The sequence below is a fragment of the Bradyrhizobium sp. CB2312 genome (genome assembly GCF_029714425.1).
Lineage (GTDB): Bacteria > Pseudomonadota > Alphaproteobacteria > Rhizobiales > Xanthobacteraceae > Bradyrhizobium.
Window position 1 is genome coordinate 150211 of sequence record NZ_CP121668.1, and the last position, 25908, is coordinate 176118.

The 25908-nt window shown below is 65.5% G+C and carries 25 protein-coding genes; 10 read left to right on the forward strand and 15 right to left on the reverse strand.

Features of this window, described 5'->3' with window-relative positions; translation table 11 throughout:
- Positions 1-4 precede the first annotated feature (4 nt).
- Entirely contained in the window at positions 5-775 is a 771-nt protein-coding gene (locus tag QA642_RS00705) for a sulfite exporter TauE/SafE family protein (protein WP_283082933.1), read from the forward strand.
- A gap of 176 nt (positions 776-951) precedes the next feature.
- Here QA642_RS00705 and QA642_RS00710 read toward each other — a convergent pair whose 3' ends face one another.
- The gene (locus tag QA642_RS00710) at positions 952-2337 is read right to left on the reverse strand and encodes an NAD(P)/FAD-dependent oxidoreductase (protein ID WP_283082934.1); all 1386 of its coding nucleotides are present in this window, start codon (positions 2335-2337) and stop codon (positions 952-954) included.
- A gap of 185 nt (positions 2338-2522) precedes the next feature.
- On the opposite strand from QA642_RS00710, the gene QA642_RS00715 reads away from it, so the two are divergent.
- Complete coding sequence (locus QA642_RS00715) at positions 2523-3506, forward strand: YiiX/YebB-like N1pC/P60 family cysteine hydrolase (protein ID WP_283082935.1); 984 nt, start codon at positions 2523-2525, stop codon at positions 3504-3506.
- Between the two features lie 261 nt (positions 3507-3767).
- Here QA642_RS00715 and QA642_RS00720 read toward each other — a convergent pair whose 3' ends face one another.
- A complete protein-coding gene (locus tag QA642_RS00720) occupies positions 3768-4043 on the reverse strand; it encodes a metal-sensitive transcriptional regulator (protein WP_007598521.1) in 276 nt (91 codons plus the stop codon).
- Between the two features lie 50 nt (positions 4044-4093).
- Here QA642_RS00720 and QA642_RS00725 point away from each other — a divergent pair, with 50 nt between their 5' ends.
- The 3 genes from QA642_RS00725 to QA642_RS00735 all read left to right on the forward strand — a co-directional run bounded on the left by QA642_RS00725 (position 4094) and on the right by QA642_RS00735 (position 8185).
- On the forward strand, positions 4094-6544 hold the full coding sequence (locus QA642_RS00725; protein ID WP_283082936.1) for a heavy metal translocating P-type ATPase: 2451 nt from the start codon (positions 4094-4096) through the stop codon (positions 6542-6544).
- 201 nt (positions 6545-6745) lie between these two features.
- Entirely contained in the window at positions 6746-7189 is a 444-nt protein-coding gene (gene nikR, locus QA642_RS00730; protein ID WP_283082937.1) for a nickel-responsive transcriptional regulator NikR, read from the forward strand.
- Positions 7190-7444: 255 nt separating this feature from the next.
- Positions 7445-8185, forward strand: a complete 741-nt coding sequence (locus tag QA642_RS00735; protein WP_283082938.1) for a sulfate transporter family protein — start codon at positions 7445-7447, stop codon at positions 8183-8185.
- A gap of 6 nt (positions 8186-8191) precedes the next feature.
- On the opposite strand, the gene QA642_RS00740 is transcribed toward QA642_RS00735, so the two are convergent.
- The 3 genes from QA642_RS00740 to nth form a co-directional block, all read right to left on the reverse strand.
- Positions 8192-9820, reverse strand: a complete 1629-nt coding sequence (locus QA642_RS00740; protein ID WP_283082939.1) for an MFS transporter — start codon at positions 9818-9820, stop codon at positions 8192-8194.
- Positions 9807-10946, reverse strand: a complete 1140-nt coding sequence (locus tag QA642_RS00745) for an HlyD family secretion protein (RefSeq protein WP_283082940.1) — start codon at positions 10944-10946, stop codon at positions 9807-9809. The genes QA642_RS00740 and QA642_RS00745 overlap by 14 nt, the downstream gene beginning before the upstream one ends.
- A 78-nt stretch (positions 10947-11024) precedes the next feature.
- Complete coding sequence (nth, locus tag QA642_RS00750; RefSeq protein WP_283082941.1) at positions 11025-11813, reverse strand: endonuclease III; 789 nt, start codon at positions 11811-11813, stop codon at positions 11025-11027.
- Between the two features lie 22 nt (positions 11814-11835).
- Between nth and QA642_RS00755 the strand changes: the two genes are divergently transcribed.
- Positions 11836-12369, forward strand: a complete 534-nt coding sequence (locus QA642_RS00755; protein ID WP_283082942.1) for a DUF2244 domain-containing protein — start codon at positions 11836-11838, stop codon at positions 12367-12369.
- Between the two features lie 54 nt (positions 12370-12423).
- Positions 12424-13320: a bifunctional helix-turn-helix domain-containing protein/methylated-DNA--[protein]-cysteine S-methyltransferase gene (locus tag QA642_RS00760; protein ID WP_283082943.1), complete on the forward strand. Its 897-nt coding sequence runs from the start codon at positions 12424-12426 to the stop codon at positions 13318-13320.
- Between the two features lie 151 nt (positions 13321-13471).
- On the opposite strand, the gene QA642_RS00765 is transcribed toward QA642_RS00760, so the two are convergent.
- The 8 genes from QA642_RS00765 to dnaK all read right to left on the reverse strand — a co-directional run bounded on the left by QA642_RS00765 (position 13472) and on the right by dnaK (position 20751).
- Positions 13472-14095 carry a 2,3-bisphosphoglycerate-dependent phosphoglycerate mutase gene (locus tag QA642_RS00765; RefSeq protein WP_283082944.1) on the reverse strand — a complete coding sequence of 208 codons (624 nt, stop codon included), beginning with the start codon at positions 14093-14095 and terminating at the stop codon, positions 13472-13474.
- 25 nt (positions 14096-14120) lie between these two features.
- A complete protein-coding gene (gene dapB / locus QA642_RS00770; RefSeq protein ID WP_283082945.1) occupies positions 14121-14939 on the reverse strand; it encodes a 4-hydroxy-tetrahydrodipicolinate reductase in 819 nt (272 codons plus the stop codon).
- Positions 14940-15113: 174 nt separating this feature from the next.
- Positions 15114-15416 carry a DUF1330 domain-containing protein gene (locus QA642_RS00775; protein ID WP_283082946.1) on the reverse strand — a complete coding sequence of 101 codons (303 nt, stop codon included), beginning with the start codon at positions 15414-15416 and terminating at the stop codon, positions 15114-15116.
- A 22-nt stretch (positions 15417-15438) separates the two neighbouring features.
- On the reverse strand, positions 15439-16149 hold the full coding sequence (gene pyrF, locus QA642_RS00780) for an orotidine-5'-phosphate decarboxylase (protein WP_283082947.1): 711 nt from the start codon (positions 16147-16149) through the stop codon (positions 15439-15441).
- Between the two features lie 6 nt (positions 16150-16155).
- Complete coding sequence (locus QA642_RS00785; RefSeq protein ID WP_283082948.1) at positions 16156-16734, reverse strand: NAD(P)H-dependent oxidoreductase; 579 nt, start codon at positions 16732-16734, stop codon at positions 16156-16158.
- Positions 16735-16790: 56 nt separating this feature from the next.
- The gene (locus tag QA642_RS00790) at positions 16791-17390 is read right to left on the reverse strand and encodes an rRNA adenine N-6-methyltransferase family protein (protein WP_283082949.1); all 600 of its coding nucleotides are present in this window, start codon (positions 17388-17390) and stop codon (positions 16791-16793) included.
- Between the two features lie 88 nt (positions 17391-17478).
- Positions 17479-18606: a molecular chaperone DnaJ gene (gene dnaJ, locus QA642_RS00795; RefSeq protein WP_283082950.1), complete on the reverse strand. Its 1128-nt coding sequence runs from the start codon at positions 18604-18606 to the stop codon at positions 17479-17481.
- Between the two features lie 243 nt (positions 18607-18849).
- The gene (gene dnaK, locus QA642_RS00800) at positions 18850-20751 is read right to left on the reverse strand and encodes a molecular chaperone DnaK (protein WP_025033017.1); all 1902 of its coding nucleotides are present in this window, start codon (positions 20749-20751) and stop codon (positions 18850-18852) included.
- A 397-nt stretch (positions 20752-21148) separates the two neighbouring features.
- Between dnaK and QA642_RS00805 the strand changes: the two genes are divergently transcribed.
- Positions 21149-22090 carry a hypothetical protein gene (locus tag QA642_RS00805; protein ID WP_283082951.1) on the forward strand — a complete coding sequence of 314 codons (942 nt, stop codon included), beginning with the start codon at positions 21149-21151 and terminating at the stop codon, positions 22088-22090.
- 269 nt (positions 22091-22359) lie between these two features.
- Positions 22360-23082 (forward strand): bifunctional nicotinamidase/pyrazinamidase, encoded by a 723-nt coding sequence (gene pncA / locus QA642_RS00810; RefSeq protein WP_283082952.1) that lies wholly within the window; start codon positions 22360-22362, stop codon positions 23080-23082.
- 141 nt (positions 23083-23223) lie between these two features.
- Here pncA and grpE read toward each other — a convergent pair whose 3' ends face one another.
- Together grpE and hrcA are read right to left on the reverse strand one after the other, a co-directional pair.
- Positions 23224-23823: a nucleotide exchange factor GrpE gene (gene grpE, locus QA642_RS00815; protein ID WP_283082953.1), complete on the reverse strand. Its 600-nt coding sequence runs from the start codon at positions 23821-23823 to the stop codon at positions 23224-23226.
- A 109-nt stretch (positions 23824-23932) separates the two neighbouring features.
- Positions 23933-25021 (reverse strand): heat-inducible transcriptional repressor HrcA, encoded by a 1089-nt coding sequence (gene hrcA / locus QA642_RS00820; protein WP_283082954.1) that lies wholly within the window; start codon positions 25019-25021, stop codon positions 23933-23935.
- Between the two features lie 169 nt (positions 25022-25190).
- On the opposite strand from hrcA, the gene rph reads away from it, so the two are divergent.
- A complete protein-coding gene (gene rph, locus QA642_RS00825) occupies positions 25191-25904 on the forward strand; it encodes a ribonuclease PH (RefSeq protein WP_283082955.1) in 714 nt (237 codons plus the stop codon).
- Positions 25905-25908: the final 4 nt, after the last annotated feature.

Consider the following 25908-nt stretch of genomic DNA (forward strand, 5'->3'; position numbering starts at 1 on the left):
GAGCATGAGTATCGCCGACTTCCTCCCGAAGGACGTCAGCCTCACCATTGCGATGGCGCTCTGCGCCGTCGCTTTTGTTTCCGGCACCGCGCGCGGCTTCTCAGGCTTCGGCTCGGCGCTGATCTTCATGCCGCTGGCGAGTAGCATCGCCGCCCCGCGGCTCGTTGCGGCTTTGCTGCTCGTGATCGATTTCGTCGCCGCCGCGCCGCTGCTGCCGGATGCGTGGCGGAAGGCGGACCGAAGAGCGACCGCCGTGATCGTGCTGGGCGCGCTGACCGGCGTTCCCGTCGGCACCTATTTCCTCAGCGTGCTCGAGCCGATCACCACGCGCTGGATCATCTCCTGCTTCGTCGCAGCGCTGCTGCTTCTGCTGCTGTCGGGCTGGCGCTATCGCGGCAAGGACCACGCCTGGCTCTCGGTCGGCATCGGCGGTCTCTCCGGCTTCTGTAGCGGCCTCGCGCAGACCGGCGGGCCGCCGATCGTCGGCTACTGGCTCGGCCGCCCGATCGCGCCGATCGTCGCGCGCGCCAACATCTTGCTGTTCTTCGGCGCGTCTGATTTCTTCTCGATGGTGAGCTATGCGACGACCGGGCTGATATCCCGCGAGTCGCTCGTGCTCTCGCTGATCGTCGGGCCGGTCTATGCGCTCGGCGCCGCCTTCGGTGCCTCGCTGTTCGGCCGCGCCAGCGAGAAGGTGTTTCGCGGGATTTGCTACGGGCTGATTGCGATGGCGGTGATTTTTGGACTTCCAGTGCTGGACGGGGTTTTGCGCTAGCCAGCGCTGTCGTCCCTGCGAACGCAGGGACCCATAACCACAGGAAGCGGTTATGGGGCGAACTGATAACTCCGAATCTTCGTCAAACCTCTCCCTGTGGTTATGGGTCCCGGATCGGCGCTCCGCTTCGCTGCGCTTGTCCGGGACGACAGCGGAGATTGTTGCGGCTTATTGCCCTATTCCCGCGGTGCCCGCCGCTTCTTCGTCGACTGCGTCGGCACCTCCTGCTCGTCCCTGATCGCGCCGATCTTGCGCAGGGCCGCATCGGCGGCGCGCTCGCCGCTTTCCCAGGCGCCATCGACGGTGCCCCACAGCGTCTCGTGGGTGGCTTCGCCGGCGAGAAACATGCAGCCGACCGGCTCGGCCAGGACCTTGCGCGAGAGCTGGCCGCCGGGTGAAGCCGCCGACATCGCGCCCATGACGTAGGGCGAGGCATTCCAGCGCGTCGCGCTGGTCTTCTGCACGGCGGACGCGGCCTCGCTGCCGAACAGTTTCGTGATCCACTCCTTCGCGAAGGCGGCCATCGCCTTCTCGCCCTGCTCGGAAAGATCGCGGCCGAACGAGCCGCCGACGTCGATCGAGCACAGCGAGGATCCGCCGATATTGGCGTACATCAGTGCGGTACGCGTCGAGCTGCTCTGCTCGATCAGGATGTCGTCGCGGGAAAGTCCGAGCGGATTGCCGGGCAGTTGCAGCACAATGTGATCGTAGCTGCCGAGGCTGAGCTTCGAGGCCGCGTCGAGGGTCCGCTTCGGGATATCAGGACCGAACTTGATTGCGCCCGAGGTCAACACATTGGTGGAGACCGTGATGATGGCGGCGCGCGCGGCGATCTTGCCGCTCGGCGTCTCGACGCTGACGTCGCGATTGCTCCAGACGATCCGGCTCGCCGGCGTCGACAGCGCCACCGGTGCCTGCTCGCCGAGCCTAGTGATGAGCGTGCCGAGCCCCTGGCGGCAGGCGATCGGCGCGTTGCGGTCCTGCGCGCGGGCCTTGTCGATCGCGGACAGCTCCTTCAAATCCTTGCCCGCAAAGCTCGCGCCCAGCATGAACTCGGTCGCGCCCGCCCAGTCGCCGAGATCCTTCGGCAGCACGGACGCGCAGGAGGTATCGAGCTTGCCGCGCCCGGCCTCGTCGATGGCGCGGTTGGCGCGCACCAGCGCAGCCAGAAATTCCTCGGTCTCGCCCGCCCGCGCGTTGCGGCGGCCGATGCGCATCTTCTGACCCGCCGGCGCCTGCACCACCTCGAACCCGGCGGCGCGCGCGAGGCGGATCATCGGATTGGTTTCGGGATTGTGCATCCAGCGCGCGCCGCGGTCGAACGGCGTGTCGAAGGTCGTGCTATCCGTGATGCAGCGGCCGCCGATCTGCGACGCCGCCTCCACCACCACGACCTTGCGATTGGCCGCCATGATGCGCCGCGCCGCAGCGATTCCCGCCGCTCCCGCACCGATCACGACAATGTCAGCCTCGCGTGACAGTGGCGCCGCGGTCGCGCGCAGGACCGGCGCTGCGGCAAAAGCCGCCGACGCCGATAGGAAACTGCGGCGCGTGATTGTCATGTCATGGTTTCCGGAGACTTGCGGCGAACGGGAACAGCAAGCGAACTTGCCGCATCTGATGTTGCACAGCAACCATCATGGTGAATCAATCGTGCTTGAACTCACAGAGCCATGAACCGAATTGCAACAGGTTTCGACCATGATACAGATAGAAAAAAGACGGCCAGAAAGGCCCGGGGGAGTTCATGGGGACGGTCCTAGATTCAGTCGGCAAACTGATTGCTGCGTACCTCTCGAAGGAGGTGCCGGGCTATGAGCCGTTCACGCCGAGCGACCCCGAGCACCTGCGCGGCGTCATCGAGCCCGGCGACGTGCTGCTGGTCGAGGGCAACAACCGTATCTCCGGCATCATCAAATATCTGACGCAGTCGACCTGGTCGCATGCCGCGCTCTATGTCGGCCCGATCGAGGGCGCCGAAGAGGCGAACGGTGAGCCGCATGTGCTGATCGAGGCGAATATCGGCGAGGGCGTCACCTCGGCGCCACTGTCGAAATACTTCCCGTATCACACCCGCGTCTGCCGCCCGGTCGGGCTGTCCCATGAGGACCGCACCACGGTCTGCCGCTATGCGATCAACCGCATCGGCTTCGGCTACGACACCAAGAACATCGTCGATCTGATGCGCTTCCTGTTCCCGCTGCCGGTGCCGCAGCGCTGGCGGCGGCGCATGATCGCGCTCGGCTCGGGCGACCCGACCAAGATCATCTGCTCAGCGCTGATCGCGCAGGCGTTCGACGCGGTGCGCTATCCGATCCTGCCCAAGATCACCAAGGCCGGCAGCCGTGCCGCGCGCCGCGAGATCCTGCACATCCGCGATTCCTCGCTCTACATGCCCCGCGACTTCGACATCTCGCCCTATTTCGAAGTCGTCAAACCCACCATCGTGCACGGTTTCGACTACACCTCCCTGCACTGGGCCGACAAGCAGAAGCCGCTCGAGGAGGTAGCGGGCACGTTCAGTGTGTTTCCAGAAACGCTCCGTGCGCCGCCGCTCGTTCCTGAAGCGATTGACGAAGAGACGCCGGCTGAAGTTCCGGCTGAGGAAGTGAGCGCGCAGCCGGCGGAGATGGACGGGCGCGCTATCGTCTCCAGGCATTTCCCGCTGCTGAAGAGGTTGGCGATGTACCGCCCGCGGCGGCGCGGTCGCAAGCGCGAGATTGCGGCATAGCCCCGCTGTCGTCCCTGCGAACGCAGGGACTCATACCGCGGAATCTATCGGTCCGGGGCGGTAGACGTACCGAACAACCAGTCTTCGCCAAACTTCTCCCTGGGGTTATGAGTCCCTGCCTTCGCAGGGACGACGCCTGTGAGGGTGGGGCGATCTTGCTTCAACAACCGTCATTGCGAGCGCAGCGAAGCAATCCAGAATCCTTCCGCAGAGGTATTCTGGATTGCTTCGTCGCTACGCTCCTCGCAACGACGGGGAGCCCTACCGCTCCGCCCGTCCGATCACCGCCATCAGCTCCGCGATCTTCTCGCGCTGATCGGCCTTGTCGCCGCTGGCGATGGCGTGCTCGACGCAATGGGCGACGTGATCCTTCAAAACCTCTTCCTCGACCCGGCGCAGTGCGGCGCGCACGGCCGAGATCTGCGTCACGATGTCGATGCAATAGCGGTCCTCCTCGACCATTTTCGAGAGGCCGCGAACCTGGCCCTCGATCCGGCCGAGGCGTTTTCCAACGGATGCCTTGATGTCCTTGCGCATGAGGTCTATATACCCCTACCGGGTATAGGTTACAAGGCCGGAGTGCGGACATGAGCGACGCCAACCACGAGCATCATCACGACACGGGAACGCATTCTGGATGCGGCTGTTCCACGAAAGCCCCGGCCACCAAGCCCGCGGCATCCTCGTGCTGCGGCGGACATGGCGATGACACCGGCCACGGCCATCATCACGCGCATGACCACGGCGCCGCGAAAGTCCTCGATCCCGTCTGCGGCATGAGCGTCGATCCCGCGACCTCAAAGCACCACCTCACACATCACGGCGAGACCTTCCATTTCTGCTCGGCCGGCTGCCGCACCAAATTCGCCGCCGATCCCGCAAAATATCTCGCTAAGGACAAGGCACCCGAGCCGGAGAGGCCCGCGGGGACGATCTACACCTGCCCGATGCATCCGGAGATCCGCCAGGTCGGCCCCGGCACCTGCCCGATCTGCGGCATGGCGCTGGAGCCGGAGGTGGCGAGCCTGGAGACGGGCCCCAACCCTGAGCTCGCCGACATGACGCGGCGGTTCTGGATCGGCGGCGCGCTGGCGCTACCGGCCGTGGTGCTGGAGATGGGCGGCCATCTCGCAGGGCCTCACAACTGGATCGATCAGTCTCTCTCGAACTGGATCCAACTCGTGTTCGCAACGCCGGTGGTGCTATGGGCCGGCTGGCCGTTCTTCGTCCGCGGCTGGCAGTCGCTGGTGACGCGCAACCTCAACATGTTCACGCTGATCGCGATGGGCACCGGCGTTGCGTATGTCTACAGCCTGGCCGGCACGCTCACGCCGCAGATTTTCCCTGCCACCTTCCGCGGCCATGAAGGCGCGGTGGCGGTCTATTTCGAGGCGGCGGCCGTCATCACCGTCTTGGTTTTGCTCGGCCAGGTGCTGGAGCTGCGCGCGCGCGATGCGACCTCCGGCGCGATCAAGGCGCTGCTCCAGCTTGCGCCAAAGACGGCGCGCCGCGTCGACGCCGACGGCAATGAGCACGAAGTCGAGATCGACACGCTGCATGCCGGCGACTCCTTGCGCGTGCGTCCCGGCGAGAAGGTGCCGGTCGACGGTGTCATCCTGGAGGGGCGTTCCTCCCTCGACGAATCGCTCGTCACCGGCGAATCCATGCCGGTGACCAAGGAGACGGGCGCCAAGGTGATCGCCGGCACGCTGAATCAATCCGGCAGCTTCATCATGCGCGCCGACAAGGTCGGCCGCGAGACACTGCTGTCGCAGATCGTGCAGATGGTCGCCGACGCGCAGCGCTCGCGCGCGCCGATCCAGCGGCTGGCCGACCAGGTTGCCGGCTGGTTCGTGCCGACCGTCATCGTCGTCGCGATCGCCGCCTTCGCGGCCTGGGCCTGGTTCGGGCCGGAGCCGCGGCTCGCCTTCGGCCTCGTCGCCGCCGTCAGCGTGCTGATCATCGCCTGCCCGTGTGCACTCGGGCTCGCCACGCCCATGTCGATCATGGTCGGCGTCGGCCGCGGCGCGCAGGCGGGCGTGCTGATCAAGAACGCCGAGGCGCTGGAGCGGATGGAGAAGATCGACACGCTGGTGGTGGACAAGACCGGCACGCTGACCGAGGGCAAGCCGAAGGTGGTCGCGATCGTCGCTGCGAGCGGCTCTGCGGAGGACGACATCCTCCGCATGGCGGCCAGCGTCGAGCGTGCCAGCGAGCATCCCCTGGCCGATGCGATCATGCGCGCGGCGAAGGAGAGGCAGCTCAGCCTCGGCCAGGTCGAAGCGTTCGACTCGCCGACCGGCAAGGGCGCGACCGGCAGGGTCGACGGCAAGACCATCGTGCTCGGCAATGCCAGATACCTGACATCGATCGGCATCGACACCAAGGCGCTCGACACTGAGGCCGAGCGGCTGCGCGGCGACGGCGCGACCGTGATCAACATGGCTGTCGACGGCAAGCTCGCCGGCCTGTTCGCGATCGCCGATCCGGTCAAGGCCTCGACGCCGGAGGCGCTGAAGGCGCTGGCGGCCGAGGGCATCAAGGTGATCATGCTGACCGGCGACAATCGCACCACGGCGGAAGCGGTGGCGCGCCGGCTCGGCATCGCCGAGGTCGAGGCCGAAGTGCTGCCGGATCAGAAGAGCGCGGTCGTCACAAAACTGCAAAAGGCCGGCCGCAGCGTCGCGATGGCCGGCGACGGCGTCAACGACGCGCCGGCGCTGGCGGCGGCCGAGGTCGGCATCGCCATGGGCACCGGCACTGATGTCGCGATGGAGAGTGCAGGCGTCACCCTGCTGAAGGGCGACCTCACCGGCATCGTCCGCGCGCGAAAACTATCGCAGGCGACGATGAGCAACATCCGGCAAAACCTGTTCTTCGCCTTCGTCTACAACGCCGCCGGCATCCCGATCGCCGCCGGCATCCTCTATCCCACGTTCGGCCTCCTGCTGTCGCCGATCATCGCCGCAGCGGCGATGGCGCTGTCCTCGGTCAGCGTGGTCGGGAATGCCTTGCGGCTGCGTGCGACGCGGCTGTGAAGCGTAGTAACCGCACGAAGGTGCGCTCCCTCGCCCCGTTCTTACGGGGAGAGGGTTGGGGTGAGGGGCTGTCTCCGCAATCACAGTGAGAATTGGACTCGCGGAGAGTCCCCCTCACCCGGAATTCAAGCTACGCTTGAATTCCGACCTCTCCCGCAAGCGGGGCGAGGTAAGAGGAGCGAGACGCGCGGAGAGGACCTGATGCAGCGAATTACGATCACGATCGAGGACGATCTCCTGGCGGAGATCGACGCCGCGGCCGAAGCGCGCGGTTACCAGAACCGTTCCGAGATCATCCGCGATCTCGCCCGCGCCGGGCTCCAGCAATCCACCGAGGATACCGCGCAGACCGGTCAATGCGTCGCCGGCCTCGTCTATGTCTACGACCACGCCGCGCGCGATCTGTCGAAACGCCTGGTGCAGGAATTCCATGGCCACCACGACCTCGCGCTCGCGACCCTGCACGTTCATCTCGACCACGACAATTGCATGGAGATGACGGCGCTGCGTGGCGATGCCGCCGAGGTCAGGCATTTCGCCGACCACATCATCGCCGAGCGCGGCGTGCGTTACGGCCGGGTGATGATGATCCCGACCGGGGAGGGGAAACCGAAGGCGCGGAAGCACGGGCACCGGCACGAGTAGGCATAGGCCGCGCATGCGGTGCCGACCCCTCTCCCCCTGTGGGAGAGGGTGGCTCACCGCGGAGCGGTGAGACGGGTGAGGGGTATCTCTCCGCGAGCACCAACTCATATTTGAGCTCGTGGAAACAACCCTCATCCGGCGCTTCGCGCCACCTTCTCCCACAAGGGTAGAAGGGAAGAGGCCGCAGCCGCCCGCCCTTGCCGAAGCCGCATTCGGTGTCTACCTCTCGCGAGGTGTTTACGTGAAAGGTCCCCCATGCTGGATGCCGCCGCAAAGGCGCTGTCGCAATTGATCTCGCCCCCGATGCGCTCGATCCTGTGGCGATCGATCGGGCTTGCGCTGGTGCTGATCACCGTGCTGGCGATCGGCTTGCAGCGGCTGCTCAGCTGGTTTGCGACCTCGGGGGAGGTCTGGCTGGAAGGCCTGCTCGGGCCGGGCTGGCATTCCTCGCTGGAAGTCCTGGCCTGGATCGTCTCGATCGCGGCCGGCCTCGGCGTCGTGTTCGGCGGCGTGTTCCTGATGCCCGCGATCACCTCGCTGGTGGCGAGCCTATTCGTCGACGACGTCGCCGACGTCGTCGAGCGCGAGCATTATCCCGCCGAACGGCCCGGCGTGGCGCTGCCGTTCAACCAGGCGATCTTCGAAGGCATCAAGACCGCGCTGCTGACGATCCTGGTGTATCTCGCCGCCCTGCCGCTGGTGCTGTTCGCCGGAGCCGGTTTCCTGATCTTCTTCCTCGCCGCCGCATGGCTCTTGGGCCGCGAATATTTCGAGCTCGCCGCGATGCGCTTCCGGCCGCCGGAACAGGCCAAGGCGATGCGGCGCGACAACGCCGCGACCATCTTCACCGCCGGCCTGTTCATCGCCGCCTTCGTCTCGATCCCGGTCGTGAATCTCGCGACGCCGATCTTCGGCATGGCCTTCATGGTCCACATGCACAAGCGCCTGTCCGGCCCGCGGCCCGAGCTGATCGAGCCGGCGCGGCAGATGCGGTGACGACGATTACGCGGCCTTCACCCCGCATTTGCGCAGCACCGTCTTGGCGAAGCCGAATGGTTCGGGGCTGAACGGGCCCGGCCGGGCGCGAGTGACCAGCACGATGACGCCGAGCCCGGCGATCGCCAGCCAGAAGCACAGCCAGAAGCCGTCGATATAGGCCAGCACATTGGCCTCGCGCTGCACGAAGCCCGCGAGCGTTCCGATCGCGCGCGCCTGCGCCGAACCCGTTCCGTGGGCAGCAAAATAATCGGTCAGCTGCTTCAGGGCCTGCGTCACGTCGATGTCGCCGTTCAGCACGTGCTGGCCGATATAGAACGAATGAACCTGCTCGCGAACACGCAGCCAGGTTCCCATCAACGCCACGCCGATCTCGGCGCCGCCGAGCCGCATGATCTGGATGTAGGCGGCAAAGGCGGTGGCGCGGCTCGGATCGGCGTTGGACAGCAGCGTGATGATCAAGGGCAGCAAGGTCAGCGACTGCCCGATCGCCAGGAGCAGCACGATGCCGATGAAATCTTCGCGCGCCCAGTCGTGGGTCAGTTGGGTCCCCCATAGATTGGCGGCAGCGAAGCAGGCAAATCCGACGACGACCACCGTACGCGTATCGAAATGCCGCAACAGCCAGATCGAGATCGGCACCAGCACGAACATCGGCAGCGCGCCATAGGTCAGCAACAAGAGACCGCTTTGCTCCGGCCTGAGCAGAGCGACATTGCCGAGGAAGTTCGGCACAAGCGACGAATTGGAGAGGCTGGTCAGCGTGTAGAGCAGGATCAAGACCAGGCCCAATCCGATGTTGCGCGAGAACAGCACATCGACATGCGCCCAGGGCTGGCGCACCAGCGATTCGTTGATCAGGAAGCCCGCAAACAACACGGCTCCGCCAACGAGCAGAGCCATCACCGTCCCGTTGCCGAGCCAATCGAGACGATTGCCCTGGTCGAGGCCGGCATAGATCATCGAAACCGATGTGCCGAGCAAAAGCATGCCGCCCCAATCGGCCTCGCGCAGCAGCGCGCGGTTCACCGGCTCGCTCGGCGTGCCCAGATAGACCATCAGGCCCATCAGCGGCGCGACGATCACGCTCTGCCAGTAGACCCATTCCCAGCCGAGATGATCGACATAGAAGCCGACCAGCGAGCTCGAGGTATCAAACGCAAAGCCGACGCGGATCGAATAGAGCGCGATCGCCGGCAACCACCAGCGCATCGGCAAATTGCGAAAGATGATCATCAGCGTCGCCGGCACGAAGGTGCCGAGGAGGAGGCCATGCACAACGCTGAGCACGATCAGCGTCTGAAAATCGTGCACGAAGGGAACGACCAGCGAGATCACGGCATAGATCAAACTCGGGATGCCGAGCACGCGACGCAGGCCGAACACGGTCGCAAGCCACGGCACCGCGGGCGCGATCAGGATCTGCGATCCGATGCCGGCGGTAGACAGCCAGGCGCCCTCGTCGAATGAGAGCGAGAACGCGCCGCGTAGATCCGGCAAGCCGACTGTGGTCAGGCGGCTGTCGACATTGGTGAGGAACGAGCCGAGCAGCACCGCCGCGACGGCAAACAGCGGCTGAGGCGCGATACCGCCGAGCGAGACCGGTCCGCGGCGGGCATCGTCACTTTCTGCCATCGCCGCTCTTCGTGTCGATGCTTGTGACGACCGACATGCCCGGCACGAGCCGCGTCAGCAGCGGCTGGTTGTCGTCGAACTGGATACGCACGGGAATGCGCTGCACCACTTTCGTGAAATTGCCGGTGGCGTTGTCCGGCGGCAGCAGCGCCACCTGCGCGCCAGTGGCAGGCGCTATGCGTTCGACCCTGCCGCGCAGCCTTTCGCGCGGAAAGCTGTCGACGGTGATCTCGACCGGCTGGCCCGGCTGCACGTGGGTCAGCTGGGTCTCCTTGTAGTTCGCGATCACGTAGACCTTCGGCAGCGGCACGACGTTGATGAGGTTGGTGCCGATGTTGACGTAGTCGCCGGGCTGCACCTGGCGCTCGCCGACGACGCCGTCGAACGGCGCGGTGATCTTCGTGTACCCAAGCTTCAGCTTCGCACTTGCCAGCGTTGCCTTGGTGGCGTCGAGATCGGCCGCGCGCTGCTTCTTGGTGCCCTGCAAGACTTCGAGCTGGTGCTGCTGGGCCGCGATCACGGCGCGGCTCGCGCGCACATCGGCCTGCGCCTTGGCAAGACCCGCGACCGCCTGCTCGAGCCGCTGCCGTGTTCCGGCTTCGGTCTGCGACAGCGATTGCTGGCGCACCTGCTCCTGCTTTGCCTCGACCTCGATCGCCTCTGCCGACAGCCGCGCGGCCTCGGCCTGCGCGATCGTCGCATATTGCAGCTCGATCTGGTTGGCGAGATTGTCGAGCACGGCCTGGGCCGCCGCAACGGCAGCTTCGGACTGCGCGACCTGCGCCTGGTAATCGGCGGGATCGATCTGGATCAGGAGATCGCCGGCCTTGACGCGCTGGAAGTCCGTGACTGCGACGGTCAGCACCTCGCCGGAGACGCGGCTCGCGAGCCGCGTCAGGTCGGAGCGGACGTAGGCATCGTTGGTGGTCTGGACCACGGCATTGCCGACCCATTCGTCAAAGCGCAGCGTCGCCAGCGCGACGAAGCCGAGCGCGACGACGACGGCGAACAGCGGGATCGCGAGCCGGCTCCAGAGCGAGCTGGCCGGTGGCTGCGTGGGCTTGGGCGGTGCGGCGGGAGCGGGAGCAGCGGCAGGCGGCGGTGCGATCTGTTCCTGTTGGCTCACGACATGCCCCTAGAGCGCTTCACTCTCACCGCGGTCATTCCGGGACGGTCCGAAGGACCGGACCCGGAACTTGCCGCCTCACACTGTCTTCTCCGGCCAGCGGCAGAGATCGTTGATCAGGCAAACCTCGCAGCGCGGCTTGCGCGCGAGGCAAGTATAGCGGCCGTGCAGGATCAGCCAATGATGGGCGTGCAGCATGAACTCGGCCGGGATCACCTTTTCGAGACCAAGCTCGACGTCCAGCGGCGTCTTGCCGGGCGCGATCCCGGTGCGGTTGCCGACGCGGAAGACATGCGTGTCCACCGCCATGGTGTGCTCGCCAAAGGCCATGTTGAGCACGACATTGGCGGTCTTGCGTCCCGCACCGGGCAGCGACTCGATCTCCGCGCGCGTGCGCGGCACCTCGCCGCCGAAATCGCTGAGCACCTTGGCCGACAGCGCGATCACGTTCTTCGCCTTGGTGCGGTAGAGGCCGATGGTCTTGATGTACTCGCGCAAGCGTTCCTCGCCGAGGTCGAGCATCTTCTGCGGCGTGTCCGCGACCTCGAACAAGGCGCGCGTCGCCTTGTTGACCCCGGCATCGGTCGCCTGCGCCGACAGCACCACGGCGACCAGTAGCGTGAACGGATTGACGTGCTCGAGCTCGCCCTTCGGCTCCGGATTGGCCTTGCGGAAACGGCTGAAGACCTCGTGGATCTCCGCAGGCGTCCAGGGTCTTGTGGCTTTGAGCGATTTCTTGGCGGGACCCGATTTCTGAGAGGAAGCCCATTTCTTAGAAGAGGCCTTGGGCTTCGCGACAGCCGGCTTTGCCTTTTTCTTCGGCGCCGGCGCTTTGCGCGGGGCCGGCTTGCGGGTGATTTTTGCCATGATCGGGATATACTGAGGGACGATGAGCACAGGCAACGAAATTGAGCGCAAGAGCTCTGAAGATCCGCGCGAGGTGCTGATCTTCTCCGCGCTGCTGACGCCGCACCGCTCGCTGAACCGCACCGGCTTCCTCGCCGTGATGCTGTTCCTGAGTGTCGTCAGCTTCGTCACCGGCCTCGTCTTCCTGATGATGGGCGCCTGGCCGGTGTTCGGCTTCTTCGGGCTCGACGTGCTGGTGATCTGGTGGGCCTTCAAGGTCAATTTCCGCGATGCGCGGGCGAGCGAGGAGATCGTGGTCACGCCGTCCGAGCTGCGCGTGCGCCGCGTCAGCCATCGCGGCCAGGTCGCCGAATGGACGTTCAATCCGCTCTGGGTCCGCCTCGACCTGGAAGTCGACGAGGATTTCGGCATCGAGCATCTCTATCTGATCTCGCGCGGCCATCAGATCCAGATCGCGAGGTTCCTGGGACCGGACGAAAAGGCAAGTTTTTACAAGGGCTTGGTCGAGGCGCTGAACGCCGCCAAGCGCGGGCCGACTTACAACCCGGTGACTTGAACTCAGTCAGAAATCGGGTGGTTTCGAAGCCGGCCCTCTCCTACATTTCCAGTCATGATGACACTCGCCATACATGACCAGCGCCTGGCCAAGCCGGGCCCCCTGAACGCCGCGCTGCGCGACTATGATTCCGTGCGCCGGGCGATCGCGTTCATCTCGGAGAATTGGCGTGCGCAGCCAACCATCGAGGCGATGGCGGATGCTGCCGGCGTCACGCCGGATGAGCTGCACCATCTGTTCCGCCGCTGGGCCTCGATCACCCCGAAGGCTTTCATGCAGGCGCTCACCCTGGACCACGCCAAGGGCCTGCTGCGGGACTCCGCGAGCATCCTCGACGCGGCGCTCGACTCAGGTTTGTCGGGACCGGGCCGGCTGCACGATCTCTTCGTCACCCATGAAGCGATGTCGCCGGGCGAATGGAAGAACGGCGGCGCGGGTCTCACCTTGCGCTACGGCTTCCACCCCTCGCCGTTCGGCACCGCGATCGTGATCGCGACCGATCGCGGCCTGTCGGGCCTCGCCTTTGCCGATCACGGCGAAGAGAAGATCGCGCTCGCCGACATGACGCGGCGCTGGCCGAACGCGACCTATGTGGAAGATCACGAAGGCACCGCGCCGCTCGCAGCGCGCATCTTCGACACCAAGATGTGGCGGCCCGACCAGCCGCTTCGCGTGGTCCTGATCGGCACCGATTTCGAGGTGCGGGTGTGGGAGACGCTGCTCAAGATCCCGATGGGCCGCGCGGTGTCGTACTCGGACATCGCCTGCAACATCGACAGGCCGAAGGCCTCGCGCGCCGTTGGCGCTGCGATCGGCAAGAATCCGGTCTCCTTCGTCGTGCCCTGCCACCGCGCCCTCGGCAAGAGCGGCAAGCTCACCGGCTACCACTGGGGCATCACCCGCAAGCAGGCGATGCTGGGCTGGGAAGCCGGGCGGCTGGGGATGCAGTAGGAACTGCAAGCACAGTGCCGTAGGGTGGGCAAAGGCGCATTGCGCCGTGCCCACCATCTTTCTCAATCACTAACGGAGCGTGGGCACGCTTCCGCCTACGCTCTTCGAGCTACGGCGGACAAGTCGCTTTGCTCACCCTACGAGACCTTCGTTAGCCCGCCAGATCCAGCTTCGAGGCCACGGTCGAGTCTGCATTCAGCCGGTAGATGATCGGCACGCCGGTCGCGAGCTCGCGCTTCAAAATCCCTTCGGGCGAGAGCTTTTCCAGCACCATGATCAGCGCGCGCAGCGAGTTGCCGTGGGCGGCGACCAGCGTGCGTTTGCCGTTGAGCACGCCGGGCAGGATTTCCTGCACATAGTAAGGCAATGCGCGCGCCAGCGTGTCCTTCAGGCTTTCGCCGCCGGGCGGCGGCACGTCGTAGGAGCGGCGCCAGATCAGCACCTGATCTTCGCCCCACTTCTTGCGCGCGTCGTCCTTGTTGAGGCCGGAGAGATCGCCATAGTCTCGCTCGTTCAGCGCGAGGTTTTTCGAGGTCGGCAGACCTTCTTGGCCGAGCTCGCCGAGGATGAGATCGAGCGTATGCTGCGCGCGCGTCAGCACCGAGGTGAAGGCGACGTCGAACACGAGCCCCTGCGCCTTCAGCTTGCGGCCGGCTTCGGTGGCTTCCTTCACGCCGAGCTCGGTGAGGTCAGGGTCCTTCCAGCCCGTGAACAGGTTCTTCAGATTCCATTCGCTCTGGCCATGCCGTACCAGCACGAGAAGACGTTCGCTCATTGACTGTTTCCGTTGCTTGCTTTGTTCAGATGTCGGCGAGACCGAGCACGTCGGCCATGGAGTAGTGCCCCGGCTTCTTGCCATGCGCCCACAACGCGGCTTTGAGCGCGCCGTGCGCGAACAGCATGCGGTCTTCGGCCAGATGCGTCAGCGTGAGCCGCTCGAACGGGCCGAGGAAGTTCACGCTGTGCTCGCCGGCGACGGTGCCGCCGCGCAAGGAAGCGAAGCCGATCGCACCCGGCTTGCGCGCGCCGGTGATGCCGTCGCGACCACGTTCCGAATGCGCCTCGTCGAGCGGGATGCCGCGACCTGCCGCGGCCGCCTCGCCCAGCATGAGCGCAGTCCCGGAGGGCGCATCGACTTTCATGCGGTGATGGGATTCGACGATCTCGATGTCAAAGCTCTCATCGAGCGCCTTGGCGACGCGCTTGACCACCGCGGCGAGCAGATTGACGCCGAGGCTCATATTGCCCGACTGCACCACGACGGCGCGGTTGGTGACGCTCTTGATCACGGCGTTGTCGGAGCCCGACAGCCCGGTGGTGCCGATGACATGGACGAGGCCGCGCTCGGCGGCGATCGCGACATTGGCGATGGTGGCCGCCGGCACGGTGAAATCGAGGATGCCGTCGGCCTCCTTCGACATCGCCCAGAGATCGGCGGAAAGCTTGATGCCGTTGGCGGGGAGCCCTGCGAGCACGCCGGCGTCCTTGCCGAGCAGCTCCGAGCCCGGCGCCTCCAGGGCGCCCGCCAGCACCGCGCCTTTGCTCTCGGCAATCACCCGCGTCAGCGTCCGGCCCATCCGGCCGCCGGCTCCAGCCACAATCAAGCGCATGTCCGACATGGTCTGATCCTCTCTCGGGCCGTTGTAGCGGGGGGATGCAGTTCCGGCAACCGAGGGGACAACCTCCACCGTCATGCCCGGGCTTGTCCCGGGCATCCACGAAAGCCGAATATGGAGGCGAAGACGTGGATGGCCGGGTCAAGCCCGGCCATGACGGAGCTGGTCGCGTCGCTACTACGGCTGGGGGCCGTCATAGCCCTCGATGATGATGAGATCGGCGATCGAGTGCGGCTGGCGCACCTTGATGTTGGCCTGGTATTCCGGCGAGTTGTAGCAGGCGATCGCCGTCTCGTAGTCCGGGAATTCGATCACCACGTTGCGGGTGCGGCTCGCGCCTTCGACGGTGGTGAACTTGCCGGCGCGGACGACGAAGCGGCCGCCCCATTTCTTGAAGATCGGACCGTTGGCGACGGCATAGGGCTTGTAGCCCTCGTCATTGTTCACGTCGACGCGTCCGATCCAGTAGCCCTTTGCCATTGTTCTTCTCCTTGTTTGTTCGTTAGCCAAGCGCTTGCGCGATCTCGGTCTGGATAGCTTCAGCAACCGCCCTGGGGTCGGCGGCTTCCACCACCGGCCGCCCGACGACGAGATAATCCGCGCCCGCGGCAATCGCGCGACCGGGCGTCATGATCCGCTTCTGGTCGCCTGTGGCCGATCCGGCCGGGCGGATGCCGGGCGTGACGAGATGCATCTGGTGACCGACGATCTTGCGAAGGCTGCCGACTTCCTCGGGCGAGGACACGAGGCCATCGACGCCGAGCACCTGCGCCTGCTGCGCGCGCGCCTCGACCAGCTCCGAGACACCGAGCCGGTAGCCGGCCGCGTGCAGATCGTCCTCGTTGTAGGAGGTCAGCACCGTGACGGCGAGGATCTTCAGCTGCGAGTTGCCGCGGCCTTCGACGGCGCCCTTCATGGTCTGCGGATAGGCATGCACGGTGAGGAAGGTCGCGCCCAGCTTCGTGATGCTCTCGACGCCCTGCGTCACGGTGTTGCCGATGTCGTGCAGCTTGAGATCGAGAAAGACCTTCTTGCCCTTGTCGGCGAGCTTGGCGACGAGCGGCAGGCCGCCGGCGTAAGCGAGCCGATAGCCGATCTTGTAGAAGCTGACGCTGTCGCCGAGCCGAGCGATCATCGCCTCCGCGGCATCGACGCTGGGCAGATCGAGCGCGACGATCAGGCGGTCTTTCGGGACGATCTCGGCTGGCGTCATGTCACCTCACATCATGCGTTGGGAAATGTCGATCAACTGCGCGACCAGCTGCTTCAACGCGGCGATATCGCCCTCGTTCTTCAGCCTGTCCATATCGTCATAGGCCTGGTCGGCAAAGGCGAGCGTGAGTTGGCTGGCAATGACATTGGCGTGGCAGGAGGTCAGGATCAGCCTGAGCGCCTGGAGCGCGCGCGCAGCGCCGAGCCGGCTCTGCGATGCGCCGGCGAGCGCGAAGGGGCGGTTGCGGAACACGTCGCCGCGCGCCTCATTTAGCTCCTGCACGCGGCTGACCCAGTCGATCGCGTTCTTCAGCAGCGGTGGCACCGAGGCGTTGTATTCGGGCGTGACGAGCAAGACCCCATGATGCGCGCCGATCATGCGCTTGAGATTGATGGCGTGCTTGGGAATGCCTGACTTGGCCTGGAGATCACCGTCGTAGATCGGCAGCGGGAAATCGGCGAGCGAGATGCGCGTGACGTCGATGCCGGCCTGGGCGAATTCATAAGCGGCTACCGCCGCCAGCTTCGCATTATGCGAGCCGGTGCGCAGCGAGCCGGGAATGACCAGGATTTTGGGTGCGGGCATCCGATCCAATGCGTGCGGCGAAACGAGCCCGCCGCGCAAAGGAGATGCCGGCGGAATTAGTCCTTGCGATACACCCAGACGCGGGCCGGCGGAAGGTTCATCCAGATCCGTTCCGAGGCCTCTGTGGACACGCCGGGCAGCGATTTCGGGATCGGCGGCACCACTGCATAGGTGAACTGGACGAACGGCGCGCCGGGCGAGAGTGCCGTGAAGGCATCGCGGATCAGCCGCAGCCGCGTCAGCATCGGTTTTGTCACCAGCGGCAGGCCCGAGACGACCGCGCTTGCCGGCGCGCTCAGCACATTCCAGAGCGTGTCGCGCAGGCGATAGGCATCGCCCTGCACCACCTTGGCTTGCGGGTAGCGGTCGCGCAGCAGGGCGCAGAAGCCGGGATTGTATTCGACGAGGACGAGGCGCTTCTGGTCGACGCCGCGCTCGACCAGGGCCGAGGTGATGGCGCCGGTGCCGGGCCCGAGCTCGACCACCGGGCCGTCCGAATCGATATCGACGTAGTGCGCCATGGTCCGCGCCAGCAGCTTGCCCGACGGCATCACCGCGCCCATGTGCAGCGGCTTTTCGATCCACGACCTGAGAAAACGCACCTCGTCGTCAAGACGGGGCTTCTTCAACGCACGCGCGGACGATGGCAAGGGCATGTCTGGACCGGACGGGACCGCGTGACCGCGGCGTGTCAGAAAATGGTCATAAACAGGTATAGGCCGAAGGCGGGCCGGTCAAGACGAGTCAGTTCGCCCGATTACTGAAGAGATCCTTGACCTTGGCGAAGAAGCCGACGGATTCCGGCTGAGTATTGCCCGAGGAGAGCTTTTCGAACTCGGCCAGCAATTCCTGCTGCTTCTTGGTGAGGTTCTGCGGGGTCTCGACCGCGACCTGGACGTACATGTCGCCCATCTGGCGCGAGCGCAGCACCGGCATGCCCTTTGATGCGATGCGGAATCGGCGGCCCGACTGGGTTCCAGCCGGCACCTTCACCTTGGTCTTGCCCTTGTCGATGGTCGGCACCTCGAATTCGCCGCCAAGGGCGGCAGTCACCATCGAGATCGGCACCCGGCAATGAAGATCGGCGCCATCGCGCTGGAACAGCTGGTGCAGGGCCAGCGACAGGAAGATGTAGAGGTCGCCGGGCGGACCGCCGCGGACGCCGGCCTCGCCTTCGCCGGCAAGCCTGATCCTGGTGCCGTCCTCGACTCCGGCGGGAATGTTGACGGAGAGCGTGCGCTCGCGGGTCACGCGGCCCTGGCCCGCGCAGGACGGGCAGGCATCCTCGATCATCTGGCCGCGGCCCTGGCAGCCGTGACAGGTGCGCTCCAGCGTGAAGAAGCCCTGCGACTGCCGCACACGGCCGGCGCCGCCGCAGGTCGAGCAGGTCTTCGGCTTGGTGCCGGCCTTGGCGCCGATGCCCGAACAGGCCTCGCAGGTGACCGAGACCGGGATCTCGATCTGCGCGGTCTTGCCGCCGAAGGCTTCCTCGAGCGTGATCTCCATGTTGTAGCGCAGATCGGCCCCGCGCTCGCGGCCGCCGCGGCCGCGCTGTCCGGCCATGCCGAACAGATCCTCGAAAATGTCGGAGAAGGAGGAGGCGAAGCCCGCGCCGAAACCGGCACCGCCGCCAGGGCCGCCCTGCTCGAAGGCCGCATGGCCGAAGCGGTCATAGGCGGCGCGCTTGTCCTTGTCCTTGAGGACCTCGTAGGCCTCGTTGATTTCCTTGAACTTGACCTCGCTGGTGTCGTCACCGGGATTGCGATCCGGGTGGAACTTCATCGCCAGCTTGCGGAAGGACGATTTCAGGACGGAATCGTCAGCGGTGCGTTCGACTTCGAGGGTTTCGTAATAGCAGCGCTTGGTGGACATGGCAGGCTCGGTCTATCCAATCGCGAGTCAAGTCGGAGCGAAACAACGTCGCCACGCGACGATATAGGCAGCCTTCTGATTTGCGGCAGAGGGCTGCATGGCAGCGTTGAGCATAGATGCTGGGAATTGATTGATGGTAACGGGCATTCCGCCCGCCCGTCCCGACACGATAGCCTCCCCCCTGAGGGGGGAGGCTAGTGAAGCGTGTGGGGTCCAAGCCGTCCGCATCACACCCTCTTGGGGTTAGGCGGACTTCTTGTTGTTCTTGTCGTCGTCGACTTCGGTGAATTCCGCGTCGACGACGTCGTCCTTGGCCGCATCCTTCTTGGCGTCGGCCTCGGCCTGCTGCTTGTACATGGCCTCGCCGAGCTTCATCGAAGCCTGGGCCAGCGTCTGGGTCTTGGCCTTGATCGCCTCGGCATCGTCGCCCTTCAGCGCTTCCTTGAGGTCGCTGACGGCGTCCTCGATGGCGCGGCGCTCGCTCTCGGCGACCTTCGAACCGTGCTCGGCCAGGGCCTTCTCGGTCGAATGCACCAGACCATCCGCCTCGTTCTTGGCGGTGACGGCCTCGCGGCGCTTCTTGTCCGCCTCGGCATTGGCCTCGGCGTCCTTGACCATCTTCTCGATGTCGGCTTCCGACAGACCACCGGAGGCCTGGATGCGGATCTGCTGCTCCTTGCCCGTGGCCTTGTCCTTGGCCGAGACGTTGACGATGCCGTTGGCGTCGATGTCGAAGGTCACTTCGATCTGCGGCATGCCGCGCGGGGCCGGCGGAATGCCCATCAGGTCGAACTGGCCGAGCATCTTGTTGTCGGCCGCCATCTCACGCTCGCCCTGGAAGACGCGGATGGTGACCGCGTTCTGGTTGTCCTCGGCGGTCGAGAACACCTGGCTCTTCTTGGTCGGGATCGTGGTGTTGCGGTCGATGATGCGGGTGAACACGCCACCCAGCGTCTCGATGCCCAGCGACAGCGGGGTCACGTCGAGCAGCAGCACGTCCTTGACGTCGCCCTGGAGCACGCCGGCCTGGATCGCGGCACCGATCGCCACGACTTCGTCCGGGTTGACGCCCTTGTGCGGCTCCTTGCCGAACAGCTGCTTCACGACCTCCTGGACCTTCGGCATGCGCGACATGCCGCCGACCAGCACGACCTCGCCGATCTCACCGGCGGTAACGCCGGCGTCCTTCAGCGCCTTGCGGCAGGGCTCGACGGTCTTCTGGATGAGGTCGTCGACCAGCGCCTCGAACTTGGCGCGGGTGAGCTTCATCGTCAGATGCTTCGGGCCGGTCTGGTCCGCGGTGATGAAGGGCAGGTTGATCTCGGTCTGCGTCGTCGACGACAGCTCGATCTTGGCCTTTTCAGCGGCTTCCTTCAGGCGCTGCAACGCGAGCTTGTCGTTGCGCAGGTTGATGCCCTGCTCCTTCTGGAACTCGTCGGCGAGGTAGCCAACGAGACGCATGTCGAAGTCTTCGCCGCCGAGGAAGGTGTCGCCGTTGGTCGACTTCACCTCGAACACGCCGTCGCCGATTTCGAGAATGGAGATATCGAACGTGCCGCCGCCGAGGTCGTACACGGCGATGGTGCCGGCCTTGGTCTTGTCGAGGCCATAGGCGAGGGCGGCCGCGGTCGGCTCGTTGATGATGCGCAGCACTTCAAGGCCCGCGATCTTGCCGGCGTCCTTGGTCGCCTGGCGCTGGGCGTCGTTGAAGTAGGCGGGAACGGTGATGACGGCCTGGTCGACCTTCTGACCGAGATGGGCTTCCGCGGTCTCCTTCATCTTCTGCAGGATGAAAGCGGAGACCTGCGAGGGCGAGTAGGTCTGGCCGTCGGCCTCGACCCAGGCGTCGCCGTTGGAAGCCTTCACGATCTTGTACGGAACGAGCTTCTTGTCCTTCTCGACCATCGGGTCGTCGTAGCGGCGGCCGATCAGGCGCTTCACTGCGAAGAACGTGCGCTCGGGATTGGTGACGGCCTGGCGCTTGGCAGGCTGGCCAACGAGGCGCTCACCGTCGTCCGTCACGGCGACGATCGAAGGCGTCGTGCGCATGCCTTCGGAATTCTCGATAACTTTGGCGTTTTTGCCATCCATTACGGCGACGCACGAGTTCGTGGTGCCGAGGTCGATCCCAATGACCTTTCCCATGGTCCTGATATCCTTCTTTTTGCGGCAGGTTGGCTGGGCCCAGAAGGCACCCGAACCGAAACCCCCTAAGATCAAACATCCGCGATATTGCGATGATTGAGGCTCATATAGGAGGGGGGGAGGGGGCCGCAAGGACCGAACGCAAGTTTCGGCCGTGAAAACATTGGGTTTTGGAAGATCATATCCGGGCTCAACCGCCCTTGCGGGTGAGGAAATATTAACAGGTTCGGCGGCCTGCCCGCCCCCGCCACCGTGATCCGCCCCGCCCTGTTACCGGCGGGCCAAACCCGCTACAAGGCGGACCGGCCGGACAGCCTCGCCATCGGGCTGCCTCGCGCGACAAAGGGCCCGATCGCCGACCATCGAACGGCCTCAATGTGAACCAATCAGAGTCCCCATGAAGCTGATCCGCCCCCTCGCTGCGCTCGCCCTCGTGATTGCCTCGGCGCTGCCGGCCCTTGCTGCCGACGCCGTTTACCCGCCCGGACTTCGTCTCGGCATGGTGCCGCTGGTCGGGCTGAGCACGGCCAAAACCTTTCCGGGCTTCGAGAGCGAGGACGGCAGCGTCAAGGTGCTGATCACCGAGCTGCCGCCGGCGGCCTATGGCGAGGTGGTGAGCGCCTTCAATTCCAATCCGGCCGGCACTGGTGGCGTCAAGCAAGACAAGATCGAGACCCCGGCGGGTCTTGCCTATTTCACCACCGAAAGCGGCAAGGCCGGCGACACCCCGGTGAAGCGCTATTCGATGATCGTGCCGGGCGCTGGCTTCTCCGGCTATGTCGCGGTCCAGATTCCGGAGAACGCGACCAAGATCTACACCGACGAGGCGGTGCGGCAGATGTTCGCCAGCGCCACCACCCGCAAGCAGGTCTCGGCCGAAGAGCAGATCGCGCTGATGCCGTTCAAGATCACCGATCTTGCCGACTTCAAGGACATCCGCACGCTGGCGCCGGGCTCCAGCATCATCCTCGCCGACGGCAACGAGAGCGCCGGCTACGAGCAGAAGCCGTTCATGATCCTCGGCCTGATCGGCGCCACGCCGCAGCAGGCCGACGACCGCGCCCGCTTCGCCCAGGAGGCGGCGCTCCAGATCCCCGGTGTGCGCGAGTCGCGCGTCACCATGTCAGAGCCGATCCGCATCAATGGCCAGCAGGGTTTTGAGACCCGGATCGACGGCGTCAGCGGCAAGGACAAGATCCCGGTGACCGTGGTGCAGTGGATCCGCTTCTCGACCGGCGGCGCCTCGCTGCGCATCATCGCCAGCGCCCCGCGCGACCAGTGGCAAGCCGCCTTCACCCGCTTCCGCGCCGTGCGCGACGGGATCCAGCCGAAGGGGTAGCGGCATCTCCGAACGAGATGCGCTCCCTCCCCCGCTTGCGGGGGAGGGCTGGGGGGAGGGTGTCTCGGCAATCGAGAACCCCCAAGGGGAGAAAGCCCTCACCCGCCGCGCTCTGCGAGCGCAGCGACCTCTCCCGCAAGCGGGAGAGGTGCAGCGAGCACGCCGCAAGAGCCCAACCCCTCACCAACGCCGGCTGCATTTTCGGGCTTCAGTTCGCTCGCGCGCGGAACTAGGCTTTGCCTCCATTGGCTCACAAGGGGAGGCGAACGATGCTGGATCGGCGACAAATCCTGGCGGCGCTTGGGACGACGGCGCTCGCGGCTCTCACTCCGACCGCACTCTTCGCAGCGGCATCGATCAAGCCGGACGACGCCTCCGCGCTGCTCGTGATCGACGTGCAGAACTGCTTCCTGCCTGGCGGCAGCCTCGCGGTGAAGGAGGGCGAGCAGGTGGTGCCCGTCATCAACAGAATCGCGAAAGGTTTTGCGAATGTGGTGATGACGCAGGACTGGCACACGCCCGGCCACATCTCGTTCGCCTCGGTGCATTCCGGCAAGAAACCGTTCGAGACCGTCGATCTTCCCTACGGCAAGCAGGTGCTGTGGCCAGACCATTGCGTGCAAGGCACCGACGGCGCCGCGCTGTCGAAGGACCTCGCGATCCCGCATGCCGAGCTGATCATCCGCAAGGGTTTTCACAAGGACGTCGACAGCTACTCGGCCTTCCTCGAAGCCGACGGCAAGACCTCGACGGGCCTTGCCGGCTACCTCAAGGGCCGCAAGATCAAGCGCGTCTTCGTTGTGGGATTGGCGACAGATTTCTGTGTTGCCTGGACCGCGCTCGACGCGCGCAAGGCTGGCTTCGAGGTCTATGTCGTGGAGGATGCCTGCCGCGGCATCGACACGCAGGGCTCGCTGGCCAAGGCCTGGGCCGATATGGCCAAGGCCGGCGTGAAGCGGATCCAGTCGGCGGATATCGCGGTGAGCGCGTAGCCGGCGCGCATCCGCCAGACCCTCATCCTGAGGAGCGCGCTCCTTAGCGCGCGTCGAAGGATAGAGGCCCGCTGCTGCAGCCGGACCTGCATGGTTCGAGACGGCGCTGACACGCCTCCTCACCATGAGGGGTTAGAGCGCTCAGTTGACGTCGTTGCTGTTGGCCGCGGCCTTCGCGCCGCCCTTGGCGACACCGACTAGGGCCGGGCGCAGCACGCGCTCGCCGATGGTGTAGCCGGCCTGCACGACCTGCACCACGGTGCCCGACGGCACCGACGCATCGGGCACTTCGAACATCGCCTGCTGGAAGTTCGGGTCGAACTTCTGGCCCTGCGGGTCGAACTTCTTCACGCCATGCTTTTCCAGCGCGTTGAGCAGCGATCGCTCGGTGAGCTCGACGCCCTCGATCAGCGAGATCAGGCCGGGATCGGCCGCGGCCCGCGCCTCGGCCGGAACGGCATCGAGCGCGCGCTGGAGATTGTCGGCGATGTCGAGCACGTCGCGGGCAAAGCCGGTGATGCCGTAGAGACGGGCGTCCGCGACCTCCTTGGTGGTACGCTTGCGTAAGTTCTCCATCTCGGCCAGCGTCCGCAGCATGCGGTCACGCGCCTCGGCGGCTTCCTTCTGCAGCAGCTCGACCGAACCCGGCTCGGGATCGTCGGGCATGATGTAGGGTTTCGACACCACGGGCTCGCCGGTCGGTGCGGTCGTGTCTTCGGGTTGCCGGTCTCGATCGGTCATCGGCTCAAATCTCGAACTCGTTTCCAGGGATTGTTGGCAAGGATTGTTGGCCCGGATATCGTGCCTAAGCGCACGAAAATCAAGCGCCCGTGATCGGCACAAATGCCGGTCAGCCGCCCAGAAGGCGGCTGACGATGCGGGCGGCGTAGTCCACGGTCGGGATCACGCGGGCATAATTCAGCCGCGTCGGCCCGATCACGCCCAAAACGCCGACGATATGACCGGCGGCATCCCGGTACGGCGAGATGATCGTGGAGGAGCCGGACAGCGAGAACAGCTTGTTCTCGGAGCCAATGAAAATCCTCACGCCCTCGGCGGTCTCGGCGCGGCCCAGCAGGTCGATCACGCCGCGCTTGGTCTCGAGATCGTCGAACAACAGGCGCACCCGCTCCAGATCCTCCAGCGCGTGCAGATCTTCGAGCAGATTGGCGTGGCCGCGGACGATGAGCTGGCGATCCTCGTTCTCGCCGCCGGACCAGCTCGCGATTCCGGCCGAAATCACCTTCTGCGTCAGCTGATCGAGCTCGGCGCGAGCCTCGCCGAGCGCAGTCTCGAGCTCGAGCCGCGCTTCGGCGAGCGTGCGGCCGCGAATGCGCGCATTGAGGAAATTACCGGCTTCCGTGATCGCGGAGGAGGGAACTCCGGGCGGCAGCGCCAGCACGCGGTTTTCGACCTGGCCGTCTTCGCCGACCAGGATCACCAACGCCTTTTCCGGTTCCAGCCGGACGAACTCGATGTGCTTCAGTCGCGCATTGGATTTTGGCGTCAGCACCACGGCTGCGGCCCGCGTGAGACCCGATAGCCGCGTCAAGGCCTGATCCAGCGCCGCCTCGACCGACTGTGCCTGGCCGACCGATGCGAGCTGGCTCTGGATCGACGCGCGCTCGGCCTCGTTGAGATCGCCGACCTGCATCAGGGCATCGACGAAGAAACGCAGGCCGAGTTCCGTCGGCAAGCGGCCGGCGGAGGTATGTGGCGCGTAGATCAGGCCGAGCTGTTCCAGATCGGCCATAACGTTGCGGACCGAGGCCGGCGACAGCGGCATCGCGATCAGCCGCGAGATATTGCGCGAGCCGACGGGCTCGCCGGTCGCGAGATAGCTTTCGACAATTTGACGAAAGATGTCGCGGGAACGCTCGTTGAGCTGGGCGAGGCCTGCGTGCGGCGCGATCAGATGGATCGGATCGTGATGGGCCACAGACGGTAACTCCTCTCAGATGCTCATAATTTGTCCATCCAGGACGGTTCTGACAAGCGTGGCGTTTGCGGGGTGGAAAACCGGGGGTGAAAAAACCTTGCCGCCCACCCTCACCCCACCTACAAGCACCGCGAACCGCCCATTTCCGCGAGTTTTTGGAGGATTTCCCATGCGGCCAAGCCGCCGTGCGCCCGACGAATTGCGCCCCGTGACGCTGGAGCGTGGCGTGGTCAAATATGCGGAGGGCTCGTGCCTGGTGAAATTCGGCGACACCCATGTGCTGGTCACCGCCACGCTGGAGGACCGCCTGCCGCCATGGCTGAAGGGCCAGGGCCGCGGCTGGGTCACCGCCGAATACGGCATGCTGCCGCGCGCGACCTCGGAACGCACCCGCCGCGAGGCCTCCGCCGGCAAGCAGAGCGGCCGCACCGTCGAGATCCAGCGCCTGATCGGCCGCTCGCTTCGCACTATCGTCGACCTCGAAGCGCTCGGCGAGCGCCAGATCACGGTCGATTGCGACGTGCTCCAGGCCGACGGCGGCACCCGCACGGCCTCGATCACCGGTGCCTGGGTCGCGCTCGCCGATTGCATCAACTGGATGAAGGCGCGCAACATGATCAAGGCCAACGTGCTGCGCGACAACGTCGCCGCGATCTCCTGCGGCATCTACAACGGCACGCCGGTGCTCGACCTCGATTATGCCGAGGATTCCGAGGCCGAAACCGACGCCAATTTCGTGATGACCGGCGATGGCCGCATTGTCGAGGTGCAGGGCACCGCGGAACGCGAGCCGTTCACGCAGGACGAGTTCCTCAAGCTGATCGCCCTGGCGCAGAAAGGCATCGCGCGTCTGGTGGACTTGCAGAAACTGGCCGTGGCGTAGTCAA